Source organism: Bradyrhizobium sp. (genome assembly GCF_035935975.1).
Lineage (GTDB): Bacteria > Pseudomonadota > Alphaproteobacteria > Rhizobiales > Xanthobacteraceae > Bradyrhizobium.
Genome location: NZ_DASYWN010000046.1, coordinates 1 through 13,901, shown reverse-complemented (window position 1 = coordinate 13,901; position 13,901 = coordinate 1). Strand labels below are relative to the sequence as shown.

Here is a 13,901-nt window from a genome sequence, read left to right as displayed (position 1 = left end):
ACTTGTGGGCATATTGAAGTCTGATTTGGCTGGGGGCCAAAGATGGTGAAGAGCGCGCTGACGGTCGCGGCTATTTCTGTTTCCGTGTTGATGGCCGGCGCCGCTTCTGCGGCCGACATGGCGGTGAAAGCTCGCCCTGCACCGGCCCCCGTCTTCTCCTGGAGCGGGTGCTATGTCGGCGGCAACGCAGGCTACTCGCGCGCAGAGTTCAGGTCGGATGGCACCCCCAACGCCATCTTTGCGGGCCTGTCGCCGGTCGGCACCGCCGCGATAATGACGTCGGCATCCGCCGCAAAAGTTACGCCGGATGGCGTCACCGCAGGTCTCGGAATTGGTTGTAACTACCAAAAGGGCATCTTCGTCATCGGCGCCGAAGGCGATATCAATTACAGCGACCTTGGCGCACAACACATTCGAGGCCCCTTCGCAAACGCGGCGCCCATTGTTCCGTACACCTGGGAAGAGCGTTTCCATTCCAATTGGTTTGCAACGGCGCGAGCGCGGGCCGGCGTCGTGGTCGCCGAGCGCAGTTTGCTGTACGTGACCGGCGGCGCAGCCTTTGCCGAATTCAACTGGCTCAAGGCACTCGATTTTCCCGGGTTCACAGGCTTCCGGTATCAAGCCAGCGCGTCTGACAGCAGGCTCGGTTGGGTCGTGGGCGCCGGCTGGGAGTACGCGTTCAACAATAATTGGTCCGCCAAGGTCGAATATTTGCACATGGATTTCGGAACCTCGTCCGGAACTACTCCGACTCCTCCCGCTCCCGCTGCGGGACCAGCCGCAGGTGCGGCCTGGTCGATCTCGAATAATTTCCGTGAAGACGTGGTGCGCGTGGGTGTCAACTATCGCTTTAGCGGCAGCGCGATCGTCGCGAAGTACTGACCACCTGCCAACCGAAAGACTTCAAAAGCCCCGGCCTCGCCCGGGGCTTTCTTCGTTCATGCAGGGCTGCCCGTATGCAGCCCATTCACACCGGCCTTTCCCCCTTCACCGTCACGCGCGTGCCGGAGCGCGTGTGCGGCCAGTAGTCCCACATCGCGCGGTGCTGGGTGCAGCGGTTGTCCCAGAACGCGATGGCGTTCTCGGTCCAGCGGAAGCGGCACTGGAACAGCGGGTTCTCGGCGTGCTGGTAGAGATAGGCGAGCATCGCGTCGCTCTCGTCGCGCGGGATGCCGTTGATGTGGCGGGTGAAACCGCGATTGACGTAGAGCGCCTTCCTGCCCGTGACCGGATGGGTGCGCACCACGGGGTGCTCGGCGTTCGGATAGGACGGACGGTCGGCGACGCCATAGTTGGCATAGAGGCCGCGATAGATCGGCTCGCCGTCATGCAGCGCGGTGAGGCCGTCGAGATAGGCCTTCATGCGATCCGACAGCGCCTCATAGGCGGCGTACATGTTGGCGAACAGTGTATCGCCGCCGCGCGGCGGGCACTGCTTGATGTAGAGGATCGAACCCATCGGAGGCTCGAGATCGCAGGAGACGTCGGAATGCCAGCCCTCGCCATTGGCGCGCGGCGAATTCTTGTCGGCGTAGATCTTCATCAAGGCCGGGTCTTCATCCTCGTGGGGAGCAGCGGGATGAAAATGCAGCTCGCCGAATTTGCGGCCGAAGGCGAGATGCTGCTTCGGCGTGATCTGCTGGTCGCGGAAGAAGATGACGAGATTTTCGGCGAGCGCGCGATGGATCTCGTCCATCTGCCGGTTGGAACGGGCATCGCCCTCGACCAGCGTGCCGATATCGACGCCGGAGATTTCGGCGCCGATGATGGGGGTGAGCTTTTCGACCGCGATGGTCTCGTAAGGCGCGCCGTCGTCGGCCGTGTGGCGATAGCGCGGGCCCTGCTTGCCGGCGAGTGAGCTCATGAGTCTGTCTCCCGATCGTTCTTGATTGGGAGGCATGGTAGCCCGGATGGAGCGAAGCGCAATCCGGGAACGGTCTAACAGCGTACGCGAGGCCCCGGATTTCGCTTCGCTCCGTCCGGGCTACGGTCGCGCAAAAAATAAGGCGGGTTATACTTCGCTAACCCGCCTTACGATTCCGATGTTTTAGGAGCCGCTCACTCCGCCGCTGGGGCCGGCACCTTGGCGCCCTGGCCGTAGCGCTGGTCGATGTAGTCGATCACCAGCGCCTTGAAGTCGGCGGAGATCGTGGGCCCGCGCAGCGTGCGGAACTTCTTGCCGTCGACGAAGACGGGCGCGGCCGGCGCTTCGCCGGTACCGGGCAGCGAGATGCCGATATTGGCGTGCTTGGATTCGCCGGGGCCGTTGACGATGCAGCCCATCACCGCGACGTTGAGCTCCTCGACGCCGGGATATTTCGTCTTCCAGGCCGGCATCTCGTCGCGGATGAAATCCTGGATCGAGCGGGCCAGCTCCTGGAACGTGGTCGAGGTGGTGCGGCCGCAGCCGGGGCACGCGGCAACCAGCGGCACGAAGGTGCGGAAGCCCATGGTCTGCAAGAGCTCCTGGCCGACCTGCACCTCGCGGGTGCGGTCGCCGCCGGGCTCCGGCGTCAGCGAGATGCGGATGGTGTCGCCGATGCCCTGCTGCAGGAGAATACCGAGCGCGGCCGACGAGGCCACGATGCCCTTCGAACCCATGCCGGCCTCAGTCAGGCCGAGATGGATGGCATAGTCGGAGCGGGAGGCGAGGTCCTGATAGACCGCGATCAGATCCTGCACCGCCGAAACTTTTGCCGAAAGGATGATGCGATCCTTGGGCATACCGAGTTCTTCGGCGCGCGCGGCCGAGAGCAGCGCGGACTGCACCATGGCCTCGCGCGTCACGGCGCGAACGTCGCGCGGATTGGCGGAGGCGGCGTTCTCGTCCATCAGCTTGGTCAGCAGCTCCTGGTCGAGCGAGCCCCAATTGGCGCCGATGCGCACCGGCTTGCTGTTCTTGTTCGCGATCTCGATGATGTCGGCGAACTGGGTGTCGCGCTTGTCCTTGAAGCCGACATTGCCGGGATTGATGCGGTACTTGGCGAGCGCTTCGGCGCAGGCCGGATAGGCCGCGAGCAGCTTGTGGCCGATATAGTGGAAGTCGCCGATCAGCGGCGTGGTGATGCCACGCTTGGCGAGGCCGTCGCGGATGTGCGGGACGGCGGCTGCGGCCTCCTCGCGGTCCACGGTGATGCGGACCATTTCGGAGCCGGCGCGCGCGAGCGCTGCGACCTGGGCGATGGTGCCGTCGATATCGGCGGTGTCGGTGTTGGTCATCGACTGCACGACGATCGGCGCACCGCCGCCGACGGCGACGTCGCCGACCTTGACCTGGGTGGTGCGGTGCCGGGGCGCGGGGCCCGCGATGTCGGAATCGAGAGGGTTTTCGAGCTTGTTCATGGCGTCCAAATATCAGGTTTTGGTGACGTTCAGCAATGCATCAGCTGGCGCCGCAGCCGTTTGGCTGGGACGGTTAACCAGAAAAAGCCCAGCAATTACAAGGACCGCAGCGGCCGCGAATGTCAGGCTCAGGGTGTCGTGCATGATGAAATAGCTACCCACCACGCCAAACAAAGGGGTGATGAAGGTAAAAGCCGACAATTTGCTGGCCGAATAGGCCTTCACCAGCGCGAACCAAAGCGTGAACGTGGTTCCAACCACCCAGATCGCCTGGAAGGCCAGCAGGCCGATCGAGAGCGGCGACGGCGTGTGGGTGATGGTCTCGCCGAACAACCATGCCGCCGTGCCGAGGATCGGGATCGAGATCGCAACCTGATAGCCGAGCGCCTTCTCGGGCGCGGCGAAGCGCAGCCGCGTGCCCTTGGCAACCAGCGTGGTCGCGGCCCAGAGCGAGGCACCGAGCACGATCAGGAGATCGCCAAGCAGGACGTGGGAATCGACATTGGGCTGCGGCACGCCGATCGCGAGCGCGACGCCGGCAAAGCTCACTGCAAGCCCCAGCCATTGCGAACCGCCCAGCCGCTCGCCGAGCACCTGATAGGAGCCGAGCGCGACGAAGAATGGCGCGGTGTAAAGGAACACGACTGCGCGGGAGGCGGAGGTCAGGCGCAGGCCCTGAAAAATTAGCACGAACTCGAGGCCGAACATCAGCCCGGCGATCAGGCCAGCCTTCCACGTCCCGTCTTTCTCGAAGAATTTGACGCCGCGCAGCGTGCCGATCAGGAACAGCACCGGCAGCGCGCCCATCGAGCGGATCATCGCCTGCAGCATCGGCGGCACGTCCGGCAGCACCAGCTTCACCGCGATCTGGTTGAAGCCCCAGGTCAGGCACAGCATCAGCATCAGGGCGATGGCACCGGCGCTGAGCGGGCGCGCGGCGGATGGGTTGGCTTGAGGTGAGGACATTTCTTCCCGACTACCGGCTTTGCGCCGTTGTTGCTTTAGGCAGTTTTCTGACAATGGGCGCAGACGCCCGTGATCTCCACCACGGACAGTTTTGGTGCGAAGCCTGAGCTGCGCGCCGCGGCGTTGAGGTCCTTGGCGAAGGACGCCGACGGGATCTCGCCGACGAGGCCGCAGCGCTCGCAGATCAGGAACGCCACCGCGGAGGTCGCATCGTGATCGTGGGCGGCGCAGGCAAGATAGGCGTTGCGGCTTTCGATGCGGTGCACGAGGCCGTTGGCCATCAAAAAATCGAGAGCACGATAGACCGTGATCGGCGCCGGCCGCGCCATCGATTTTGCGAGTTCGTCGATCACCTCATAGGCGCCGAGCGGGCGATGGCTCGCGAGCAAGGCGCCCAGCACCTGGCGGCGGATCGGCGTGAATTTCTGCGCGCGCTGCTCGCAAACCGCCTCGGCATGCGCCAGCGCGTCCGCGGTGCAGCGGCCGTGATCGTGGTCAGGCGCGGGAAAGGCCGGCTTTGCGAGGGTCATGTGGCCCGCCTTCTAGCATTTCGGCACGGGAACCCAAAGCACCACCGGCCGAACGGCTGCCAGCCATGCTCCCCCTGCGGGACAGCCTCCCGTTAACCCGCCGTGAAATAATCATAAGCTTGCTTATTATATCCAAGCTTATTGGAGACCAAGCTTATGACCCGCGGGTCCGTCGACCAGAACTTCCTGTTCACGCTCGGTGAGCTCTACCGCCTGCTGCGCGTCTATGCCGACAAGGAGGCCTCGCGCTTCGGCATCACCCGCGCGCAATGGGCGGTGCTGGCCAAGGTCGAGCGCAGCGAGGGCATGAAGCAGTCGGAACTCGCCGAACTGCTGGAGATGCAGCCGATCACGCTGACGCGGCTGATCGACAAGCTGTGCGAGAGCGACTGGATCGAGCGCCGCAGCGACGCCTCCGACCGCCGCGTCAAGCGCCTCTATCTGAAGAAGGCCGGGCGGCAGTTGCTCGGCAAGATGAGCGGCCTGAAGTCGGAACTCACCGCGAACGCGCTCGACGGCATCAACCCGGCGGATGCCCACCGCCTTCTCACCCAACTCGAAACAATCAAGGAAAACGTGCGGAACGCGATCCAGGCCTCTGGGGCGGAACAAGCGCGTAAGGAGCAGCGCTATGGCTGATCAGGTTCTCAAATTCCCGCCCGAGCAGAAGAGCGACAGCGGCAAGCCCAGCAAGAAGGCCGGCACCGAGCCGCGCCGCCGCCTGATCGCGGGACTGCGGCGCTATCGCCGCGTCCTGCTGATGGTCGTACTGCCCGTCGTCGTCGCCATCGGCGGCGTCACCTTCTATCTGCATGGCGGCCGCTATGTCGGCACCGACGACGCCTATGTCGGCGCGCAGAAGGTGCTGGTGACGCCTGACATCTCCGGCAAGATCGAGAAGGTCGTCGTCAAGGAAGGCCAGTTCGTCAAGCAGGGCGACGTGCTGTTCGAGATCGACCCGGTACCGTTCCGCCTCGCGGTGGACGAGGCCAAGGCGCAGCTGATGCAGGCGCAGACGACCTATGACAACCTTCGCGCCAACATCAAGATCTACGGCGACATGCTCGATCTCGCCCAGAAGGGCGTCGACCTGAAGCAGCGCGACGTCGAGCGCAAGCAGGCGCTTGTCAAGAACAGCTTCGGCTCGCAGCTCGACCTCGACAACGCGTCGAACGCGCTGGTGACGTCAGGCTCGATCGCGCAATATGTCAGGCAGCAGATCTCGACCGCCAAGACGCAGCTGCTCGGCGACACCGACCTGCCGCTGGAGAAGTTCCCGCCTTACGCGCAGGCCAAGTCCAAGCTCGACAATGCCGAGCGCAATCTCGACCACGCCGTGGTGCGCGCGCCGATGGGCGGCGTCGCGACCCAGGTCGAGCAGATCCAGCTCGGCCGCTACGTCACCGCGGGCATGGCCGTGTTCTCCATCATCGACGTCGCCCATCCCTGGGTCGATGCCAATCCGAAGGAGAGCGACCTCACCCACGTCACCGAGGGACAGCCCGTCACGCTCGAGGTCGACGCATTCCCGAACCACGTCTTCAAGGGCAAGATCGGCTCGCTCTCGCCCGGTACCGGCGCGCAATTCGCGATCCTGCCGCCGCAGAACGCCACCGGCAACTTCGTCAAGGTGGTGCAGCGCGTGCCGATCCGCATCTATTTCGACGAGAGCGACAAATACGTGAAGAAGCTGAAGGCCGGCATGAGTGTCTACGCCACCATCGACACCGGCCACCAGCGCTCGCTCGCCGGCCTGCTCGGCCTGTCCGCGACAGCGGGCCAGGACAAAGAAGACTGAGGACTGATCCGATGTCCGGCCCCAATGCCAGCCTGATGGTCCCCGGCCTGCGCCGGAACATGGTGACGATCTGCGCCATGACGGCGACCATCATGCAGGCGCTGGACACCACCATCGCCAACGTCGCCCTGCCCTACATGCAGGGCACGCTGTCGGCCTCGCAGGACCAGATCAACTGGGTGCTGACCTCCTACATCGTCGCCGCCGCGATCATGACGGCGCCGGTGGGCTGGATCTCCAACCGCTACGGCCGCAAGCGCATCTTCATCATCTGCGCCGCCGGCTTCACCTTCGCCTCCGTGCTGTGCGGCCTGGCGCAGGACATCAACCAGATGGTGCTGTTCCGCCTGCTGCAGGGCGTGTTCGGCGCCGCGCTGGTGCCGCTGTCGCAGTCGGTCATGCTCGACTATTACACGCTGCAGGAACGCGCCAAGGCGATGTCGATCTGGGGCATGGGCGTGATGATGGGCCCGATCATGGGCCCCTCGCTCGGCGCTTGGCTGACCGAGACCTATTCCTGGCACTGGGTGTTCTTCGTCAATCTGCCGTTCGGCGCGATCACCGTGCTCGGGCTGATCGTCTTCATGGACGAGACCGAGAAGAACCTCAGCCTCAAATTCGACTGGTTCGGCTTCGCCGCGCTGGCGATCGCGATCGGCGCGCTCCAGCTCGCACTCGACCGCGGCGAGCAGCTCGACTGGTTCGAATCGGTCGAGATCGTGACCGAGTTCGCCGTCTCCGGCGTCGCCTTCTATTATTTCTTCGCCCACTCGTTCACGACCTCGAAGCCGTTCATCCAGTTCGCGCTGTTCAAGGACCGCAACTTCCTCACCGGCTGCATCTTCATGACGGTGATGGGGCTCGTGCTGTACTCGACCATGGCGCTGGCCTCGCCGTACCTGCAAAACGTCATCGGCTATCCCATCATCACCGCCGGCGGCCTGCTGGCGAGCCGCGGCTTCGGCACCTTCTTCGCCATGATGATGGTCGGCCGCATCATGCGCTACATCGAGGCGCGCACGCTGATCATCTCGGGCCTGACGCTGACGGCGGCCTCGCTGTTCCAGATGACCGGCTGGACCGACCAGACCCAGGTGCCGGAGATCGTCATCGTCAGCGTGATCCAGGGCTTTGGCTTCGGCCTCGTCTTCGTGCCGCTCTCGACCGTGTCGTTCCTGACGCTGCCCAACCATTTGCGCACCGACGGCACCTCGATGCTGACGCTGCTACGCAACGTCGCAAGCTCGGTCGGTATCTCCATCGTGATCGCCGAGCTGACGCAGGGCACGCGCAAGACCTACGCGATCCTGTCCGAGCACATCAATCCGTTCAACCACGCCCTGCAGATGCCTGATGTCCGCGGCATGCTCAACCTCTCCACCGACGCCGGCCGCGCCATGGCCGACAGGATGGTCAGCATCCAGGCGCAGATCATCGCCTTCGCGCACGACTACCAGGTCATCATGATCTTCATCCTCTGCACCATCCCGCTGGCGCTGATGATCGGCTCGACCAAGGCCACGCTGCGCAAGCAGGCGGCGGGGCCGGAACATGCGGTGATGGAGTAGGAGACCGGTTTCGTGCCCCGGACGCAGCGCAGCACGCGAGTGATGCGCTGCTGAGCCGGGGCCCATGCCCGCCGCACACTGGGTCCCGGTTCTGCGGCGCAGCGTTACACGCTGCACCGCGCCCGGGACAAGAGCCGCCCTACAAAAACTCCTCGCAGCCGAGATCCTCGACCGCCATCATCACCCGCTCCAGATTGTTCCACCAGATCAGCGGCGGGATGTTGATGGCCCATTGCCAGACCGGCTTGGTGATGTGCCAGAGTACCGACCGACGATAGTCCTGGTCGAGCGCACCGCGCGAGTAGCCGCGAACGCCGTTCGCGATCAGCGTCTCATGATAATGATTGAGCAGTACACGCTCGAGCGCCTGCCGACGCTCGGGATACCATTGCATGGCCATCATATAGGCGAGATCACCGGTCGCCACGTTGATGCGCCACTGGTCGAAATCGAAGATGCGTACGGTGTCGGCGACGCCGGCGCGCGGCAGCATGAAGTTCCAGATGTGGGCATCGCCATGAGCAATGGTGAGATGCCGACGGGAATGATAGCGCTCAAGCAGACGACCCGACTGCTCGATGAACCGGCGAAAGAGAATGCGTCGCTCTTCGCTAAGGCGGTCGCCGAGGAGATCGGCGAAACGATCATAGTGGCCGGCGAACGTCTCGATGAGTCTTGTGTAATCCTCGATGCTCATCCAGCTGCCGACGGTGTCGCCGAGACTGGGATGATCCCACCAAGCCGCATGCCAGCGCGCGAGCGTCGTGACGATCGCGATCGACTGATCGCGCGACGGCGGCAACGGCCATTGCGTCGCGACCTCATGACTGTCAGTGAGATCCTCGAGCAGGAGATGCCAGTCCGTACCCTTCTCGTCGAAGTGCCCGCCGAAACAGCGTGGCACCAGCCCTGGCGGCATGTTCGGTGCCAGCTTCGTATAGAAGGCAACCTCGTGCCGACCGCCATGCGCGAGCGTCTTGGCAAAATTGGCATGAGGCGTTTTGAGGATCAGGGCCTGCGGGGAACCAGTGGACTCCCCGACATAGCGCAGGCCGAGCCGGGTGATATGCGACACCAGGGTATCGCGGTCATCCAGCACCTTCACCTCGCGCACCGCGCCGGCGTCCAGCACGCCGCTCTTGCGCAATGCAGCCGTCAGGCGGGCCGGCTCAACGACGGCCGGCAATTGTGGAGGTGTCATAGCCATGATGCCCCAGCCCCGCGCCATACTGCACGATCACAAGTCCGGGCACCAGCGGACCGCCGGATACCCGAGCTCAAGCCGCGGCGGTCGAGTCCCGCACGGTCCGGACCACGACCGACCGCAGCTGTTCGAGATTGGCCGCCATGCCGGCGATCGCCTGCCTGACCTCCGCGGCGCGCTCGTTGACGGAGGCGGCGTCGCGGCTGACGTTGCCGATCTTGGCGGAAACTTCCTTGGCGGCGGCCGCCGATTCCGAGATCGAGCGGGCGATCTCGCGCGTCGCGGCGTCCTGCTCTTCCATCGCGGCGGCGACAGAGGTCGCCACGCCGTCGATCTCGACGATGTGACCGCCCATGGTTTCAACGGCATCGACCGCGGCCTGCGTCGAGGCCTGCACCTCGGCGATCAACCGGGTGATCTCCTCGGTGGATTTGGCGGTCTGGTCGGACAGGGATTTCACCTCGGCGGCGACCACCGCAAAGCCGCGGCCGGCCTCGCCCGCACGCGCCGCCTCGATCGTGGCGTTGAGCGCCAGAAGGTTGGTCTGGCCGGCGATGCCGCCGATGAGGTCGGAGACCTCCGCGATCTTCTTCACCGCACCCGCCAGCGCCTGGATGGTCGAACGCGCCTGCTCGCGGCCTGCGACCGCCGATTTGGTGACCGTGCTGGTCCGCGTGACCTGCGTTGCGATTTCCCGGATCGAGGCGCTCAGCTCTTCGGCGGCGGCCGAAACGGTCTGCGAGCTGCCAAGCGCCTGGGTGGAGGCGGCGGCAACCGCCTGCGATTCCGAGGACAGCGACCGGGCGATCTCGGACAGGCTGGACGCGGCCCGCTCGACGCCCTGCGTCGTCGCACTCGCGGTGTCGACCGAGCGGCCGGTCTCGCGCTCGACGGTTTCGGCCATCTGCTGCAGCGCGCCGCGCTTGGCGAGCGCGGCCTCCTGCTCCTTACGCAGCTGCTCCTCGCGCAGCCGCGCGTTCTCGACCGCGGCCTCCTTGAACACCTGCAGCGCACCGGCCATCGAGCCGACCTCGTCCTGGCGGTGCGCGAAGGGGATGTCGGCGGCGAGATCGCCGGTCGCAAGCTTCTGCATCGTATCCGTCATGCGCACGATCGGGCGCACCACGCCGAAGGCGACGCCGAGCAGGCCGGCGGCAATGAAGGCGAGGACGGCGGCGGAGACCCCGATCAGGATATAGAGCATCGCGCTGTCGCGCTCCGCGGCCAGCTTCTCCATATCGGCGTTCTGCTTGTTGGCGCTCTCGACGATGTTGTCGATGACGGCGCGATGCGCGGCATAGGCGTCCTTGAGCTGCGCATAGGCGCGCTCGGCGGCGGCCGTGTCCTTGGCCTTGAGGGCCGGCAGGAGCTGATCGGACAAGAACTTCCAGAACTTCTGCACCTCGGCGTCGGACTTCGACACCAGCGCAGTCTTCAGGTCGGCACCGAGGCTGGACGTGACCCAGAAGGCCTTGCGCTCGTCGTAGTCCTTGCGGAGCTGGACCAGGCGGTCGCCATGGGCGGCGAGCTGGTCCGGCTCGCGCATGGCGAGGGTCGCCTCGAGATAGGCCTCGATGATGTATTCCGGCGGCGGCAGGATGTCCGCGATCAGGTCGTTGCCGAGCTTGATGTCGGAGTAGAGCGGGCCGCCGACCTTGAGCTCGCGCAGGGCATAGAGGCTGGTGGAGACGACCGCCGTAAAGCCGATGGCGAGCACGATCCCGAATGCGACGATCGCGGAGGACAACGACAGGCGAATTTTCATGGGGCAATCCAGGCGCGAATCAATTCCGCATCGAGCCTAGGACGACACGGTAAATACGGGATTGCCCGGGACGCGGAAAGCTCCGCAAGACTACGGGAGTTGTCCGCCGGTGATTAGTTTTGAGGCAGCGAAGCTGACACACGGAAACAGGATCGACCGTGTCACACCAGCGCGCGTCGCGGCGCCGATGCGCTGTGTGAGAAGCTGGGCCGGCGATCGGTGTCGCCGGCGCCACATGCTTCAGACGTCGAAAAACACCGTCTCGTCATCGCCCTGCAGGCGCAGGTCGAGGCGATAGATCGCCTTGCCGGCCTCGCGCACCGCAATCAGCGTGGCGCGGCGATCGGCGGACACCAGGGCCAGCACGGGATCGGCGGCGTTGCCGGCCTCGTCGCTGAAATAGATCCTGGTGTAGAGATGTCGCAGCATGCCGCGGCCAAACACCGCAAGCACGATGTGCGGCGCCTGCGGCTTGCCATCGGGGTCGGGTACGACACCGGGCTTGATGGTGTCGAAGGAATAATTGCCGTCCTTGTCGGTGCCGCAGCGGGCAAAGCCGCGGAAGCTCGCGTTCGGCAGCGCGCGCTTGTCCTGGGGGTCGGCGAAGCGGCCCTGGGAATCCGCCTGCCAGATCTCCAGCATGGCGTCCGGCACGACGACGCCGTCGCCGTCAAACACGCGGCCCTCGATGCGGACGCGATCGCCGGTGACGTCGGGCGTCAGCGTCGAGTTGGTGAACGCGTCGTTCCACGAATATTCGCCGGTTGGAGTCAGGCCGTATTTGAAGAACGGACCAACCGTTTGCGAAGGGGTGATCCCGTCGGGTTTCACAGAATCCTGCACGTTAGTGGTTCTCCATGGGCGTGGCGTTCTGGCCGCGCAGCACGATGTCAAAGCGGTAGCACAGCGCCCATTCCGGCTGGGTGTTCTCAAGATCGAACGAGGAGACCATCCGCGCCCGCGCCTTCTCGTCCGGCACCGAGTTGAAGATCGGGTCGAACGGGAACAGCGGATCGGCGGGGAAATACATCTGCGTCACCAGGCGCGTGACGAAGGAATGGCCGAACACCGACAGATGGATGTGGGCCGGACGCCAGGCATTGTGGTGATTGCCCCAGGGATACGCGCCAGGCTTGATCGTCACAAAACGGTAGTAACCGGACGCGTCGCTCTGGGTGCGGCCCGCACCGGTGAAATTCGGATCGAGCGGCGCCGGATGCTGGTCGCGAACATGGACGTAGCGACCGCAGGAATTGGCCTGCCAGATCTCGACCAGCGAGTTCGGCACGCCGCGGCCGTCCTCGTCGCGGACGTGGCCGTGCACGATGATGCGCTCGCCGATCGGCTCGCCGCTGTGCTGGGTGGTGAGATCGCTGTCGCCCTCGCGCACGGTCTCGTGGCCGTAGACCGGGCCGGTCAGTTCCGACAGCGTGTGGCGCATCGGGATCAAGGGCTTGTTCGGCGCGCGCTTGATCGAGCTCTTGTACTCGGGCGACAGCGGCAGCGGATGCGCCTTGTTGCTGTCGGTGGGATAGATGAATGTCATGGGCGAACTCCTCCCCGGCCATTTTGGTCCGGCCGGTCAACACTTCCGCCAATCATTATAGAACATAACTAATCTAGGGAAGCGGGTTTGGCGGCCCCGCGCTCCGGGCAGGAACGCTATTTGATCGGCGGACGCGGCAGCACGGCTTCCCCGGCCTCGAGCCGGTAGGTATGGTCGAGCGAATACCAGGGCATCGCGACGTCGGGCGCGGTCGGATGCGGCGTATCGTGGCGCTGGAACTTGCCGATCAGGGCCTGGGTCACGCCGAATTGCACGTCGCTGTCGATATGCGGGTCGGCGGGATCGTAGACCTGCGAGATCAGCACCTTGAATCCGGGCTTGAAGATCAGGGCGTGCAGATGCGCGGGACGATAGGGATGCCGGCCCTGCGCCGCGAGCAGGCGGCCGACCACGCCATTGGTCGGAATCGGATAGCCGATCATCATCACTGAGCGGAAGGCGAAGCGCCCGTCGGAATCAGTCGTGAACTTGCCGCGCAGGTTCATGTCGGCCTGCTCGGGGTCCTGGTTCTCATAGAGGCCGACCGGGGAGGCGTGCCAGACGTCGACCTCGGCGCCGGCGACGGGCCGACCATCCTTGTCGACGACTCGGCCGCTGACAAACAGCGGCGCACCCGGCGTCTCCGAGCGCACGATCGAGCCGCCATTTTCGACCCGCGGCGAGTTCAGCCGCCAGAACGGCCCAAGCAGCGACTGGTCGGTTTCCGTGTTGCCCTGATCGCCATTGTTGAGCAGGCACACAAGCGGCGAGACGCCGAGCGATCCCGCCATCAGCACCACTTCATTGTGCGTGTCGGTGGTGAGCTTGCCGAGCTCGGCCACGATCGCCGTAGCGTCGCGGAATTCTTTCTCGGTCAGCCTGACATCGCGGACGAAGCCGTGCAGATGCTTGACCAGAGAGATCATGATCTGCCGCATCCGCGGATCGGACGTCCGCTCCATCACCGCGAGTGCCGCGGCCGTGACGTCCTGCTCGCGCTCGATGATCATGGCACGGCCCCTGGAGGCCCTCTCCCCGCAAGCGGTAGGGCGATCGCATATGGAAAAATGCTTGTTGCGCTCAGCACTTGCGAGGAGACTCTTTCGAGCGGCGTAGCTCGCTCTTCGCGGTTCGATTCTGTTTTGTTCTCGATCCGATTCCGCAGCTTGTATGCGTCGCGTA

At 64.7% G+C, this 13,901-nt stretch carries 13 protein-coding genes; 4 read left to right on the top strand and 9 right to left on the bottom strand.

What is annotated here, in order from left to right:
• Positions 1 to 42 precede the first annotated feature (42 nt).
• Positions 43 to 882, top strand: a complete 840-nt coding sequence (locus VGR99_RS28140) for an outer membrane protein (RefSeq protein WP_326903217.1) — start codon at positions 43 to 45, stop codon at positions 880 to 882.
• Positions 883 to 967: 85 nt separating this feature from the next.
• Here the strand turns inward: VGR99_RS28140 and VGR99_RS28135 are convergent, their stop codons facing one another.
• The 4 genes from VGR99_RS28135 to VGR99_RS28120 all read right to left on the bottom strand — a co-directional run bounded on the left by VGR99_RS28135 (position 968) and on the right by VGR99_RS28120 (position 4,838).
• Positions 968 to 1,864, bottom strand: a complete 897-nt coding sequence (locus tag VGR99_RS28135; protein ID WP_326903216.1) for a TauD/TfdA dioxygenase family protein — start codon at positions 1,862 to 1,864, stop codon at positions 968 to 970.
• A gap of 194 nt (positions 1,865 to 2,058) precedes the next feature.
• The gene (gene ispG / locus VGR99_RS28130) at positions 2,059 to 3,342 is read right to left on the bottom strand and encodes a flavodoxin-dependent (E)-4-hydroxy-3-methylbut-2-enyl-diphosphate synthase (RefSeq protein ID WP_326903215.1); all 1,284 of its coding nucleotides are present in this window, start codon (positions 3,340 to 3,342) and stop codon (positions 2,059 to 2,061) included.
• A gap of 12 nt (positions 3,343 to 3,354) precedes the next feature.
• Positions 3,355 to 4,308, bottom strand: a complete 954-nt coding sequence (locus VGR99_RS28125) for a DMT family transporter (protein ID WP_326903214.1) — start codon at positions 4,306 to 4,308, stop codon at positions 3,355 to 3,357.
• A 35-nt stretch (positions 4,309 to 4,343) separates the two neighbouring features.
• Positions 4,344 to 4,838, bottom strand: a complete 495-nt coding sequence (locus tag VGR99_RS28120; RefSeq protein ID WP_326903213.1) for a Fur family transcriptional regulator — start codon at positions 4,836 to 4,838, stop codon at positions 4,344 to 4,346.
• Positions 4,839 to 4,994: 156 nt separating this feature from the next.
• On the opposite strand from VGR99_RS28120, the gene VGR99_RS28115 reads away from it, so the two are divergent.
• The 3 genes from VGR99_RS28115 to VGR99_RS28105 are packed head-to-tail and all read left to right on the top strand — an operon-like array spanning position 4,995 to position 8,204.
• Positions 4,995 to 5,477, top strand: a complete 483-nt coding sequence (locus VGR99_RS28115) for a MarR family winged helix-turn-helix transcriptional regulator (RefSeq protein ID WP_212487817.1) — start codon at positions 4,995 to 4,997, stop codon at positions 5,475 to 5,477.
• The gene (locus VGR99_RS28110) at positions 5,470 to 6,636 is read left to right on the top strand and encodes an HlyD family secretion protein (RefSeq protein WP_326903212.1); all 1,167 of its coding nucleotides are present in this window, start codon (positions 5,470 to 5,472) and stop codon (positions 6,634 to 6,636) included. The genes VGR99_RS28115 and VGR99_RS28110 overlap by 8 nt, the downstream gene beginning before the upstream one ends.
• A gap of 11 nt (positions 6,637 to 6,647) precedes the next feature.
• On the top strand, positions 6,648 to 8,204 hold the full coding sequence (locus tag VGR99_RS28105) for an MDR family MFS transporter (RefSeq protein ID WP_326903211.1): 1,557 nt from the start codon (positions 6,648 to 6,650) through the stop codon (positions 8,202 to 8,204).
• A gap of 139 nt (positions 8,205 to 8,343) precedes the next feature.
• Here VGR99_RS28105 and VGR99_RS28100 read toward each other — a convergent pair whose 3' ends face one another.
• The 5 genes from VGR99_RS28100 to VGR99_RS28080 all read right to left on the bottom strand — a co-directional run bounded on the left by VGR99_RS28100 (position 8,344) and on the right by VGR99_RS28080 (position 13,729).
• Complete coding sequence (locus VGR99_RS28100) at positions 8,344 to 9,432, bottom strand: phosphotransferase (RefSeq protein ID WP_326903210.1); 1,089 nt, start codon at positions 9,430 to 9,432, stop codon at positions 8,344 to 8,346.
• A 49-nt stretch (positions 9,433 to 9,481) separates the two neighbouring features.
• Positions 9,482 to 11,173, bottom strand: a complete 1,692-nt coding sequence (locus VGR99_RS28095; protein WP_326903209.1) for a methyl-accepting chemotaxis protein — start codon at positions 11,171 to 11,173, stop codon at positions 9,482 to 9,484.
• Positions 11,174 to 11,413: 240 nt separating this feature from the next.
• The gene (gene pcaG, locus VGR99_RS28090; protein WP_326903208.1) at positions 11,414 to 12,016 is read right to left on the bottom strand and encodes a protocatechuate 3,4-dioxygenase subunit alpha; all 603 of its coding nucleotides are present in this window, start codon (positions 12,014 to 12,016) and stop codon (positions 11,414 to 11,416) included.
• 1 nt (position 12,017) lies between these two features.
• A complete protein-coding gene (pcaH, locus tag VGR99_RS28085) occupies positions 12,018 to 12,719 on the bottom strand; it encodes a protocatechuate 3,4-dioxygenase subunit beta (RefSeq protein ID WP_326903207.1) in 702 nt (233 codons plus the stop codon).
• Between the two features lie 116 nt (positions 12,720 to 12,835).
• Positions 12,836 to 13,729, bottom strand: coding sequence for a dioxygenase (locus tag VGR99_RS28080; protein WP_326903206.1), 894 nt, complete (start codon positions 13,727 to 13,729; stop codon positions 12,836 to 12,838).
• Positions 13,730 to 13,901: the final 172 nt, after the last annotated feature.

Excerpts from the sequence above, each read along its gene's own strand:
- VGR99_RS28140 (WP_326903217.1), top strand. The coding sequence starts at position 43 with ATGGTGAAGAGCGCGCTGACGGTCGCGGCTATTTCTGTTTCCGTGTTG.
- VGR99_RS28135 (WP_326903216.1), bottom strand. The coding sequence starts at position 1,864 with ATGAGCTCACTCGCCGGCAAGCAGGGCCCGCGCTATCGCCACACGGCC.
- ispG (WP_326903215.1), bottom strand. The coding sequence starts at position 3,342 with ATGAACAAGCTCGAAAACCCTCTCGATTCCGACATCGCGGGCCCCGCG.
- VGR99_RS28125 (WP_326903214.1), bottom strand. The coding sequence starts at position 4,308 with ATGTCCTCACCTCAAGCCAACCCATCCGCCGCGCGCCCGCTCAGCGCC.
- VGR99_RS28120 (WP_326903213.1), bottom strand. The coding sequence starts at position 4,838 with ATGACCCTCGCAAAGCCGGCCTTTCCCGCGCCTGACCACGATCACGGC.
- VGR99_RS28115 (WP_212487817.1), top strand. The coding sequence starts at position 4,995 with ATGACCCGCGGGTCCGTCGACCAGAACTTCCTGTTCACGCTCGGTGAG.
- VGR99_RS28110 (WP_326903212.1), top strand. The coding sequence starts at position 5,470 with ATGGCTGATCAGGTTCTCAAATTCCCGCCCGAGCAGAAGAGCGACAGC.
- VGR99_RS28105 (WP_326903211.1), top strand. The coding sequence starts at position 6,648 with ATGTCCGGCCCCAATGCCAGCCTGATGGTCCCCGGCCTGCGCCGGAAC.
- VGR99_RS28100 (WP_326903210.1), bottom strand. The coding sequence starts at position 9,432 with ATGGCGCGGGGCTGGGGCATCATGGCTATGACACCTCCACAATTGCCG.
- VGR99_RS28095 (WP_326903209.1), bottom strand. The coding sequence starts at position 11,173 with ATGAAAATTCGCCTGTCGTTGTCCTCCGCGATCGTCGCATTCGGGATC.
- pcaH (WP_326903207.1), bottom strand. The coding sequence starts at position 12,719 with ATGACATTCATCTATCCCACCGACAGCAACAAGGCGCATCCGCTGCCG.
- VGR99_RS28080 (WP_326903206.1), bottom strand. The coding sequence starts at position 13,729 with ATGATCATCGAGCGCGAGCAGGACGTCACGGCCGCGGCACTCGCGGTG.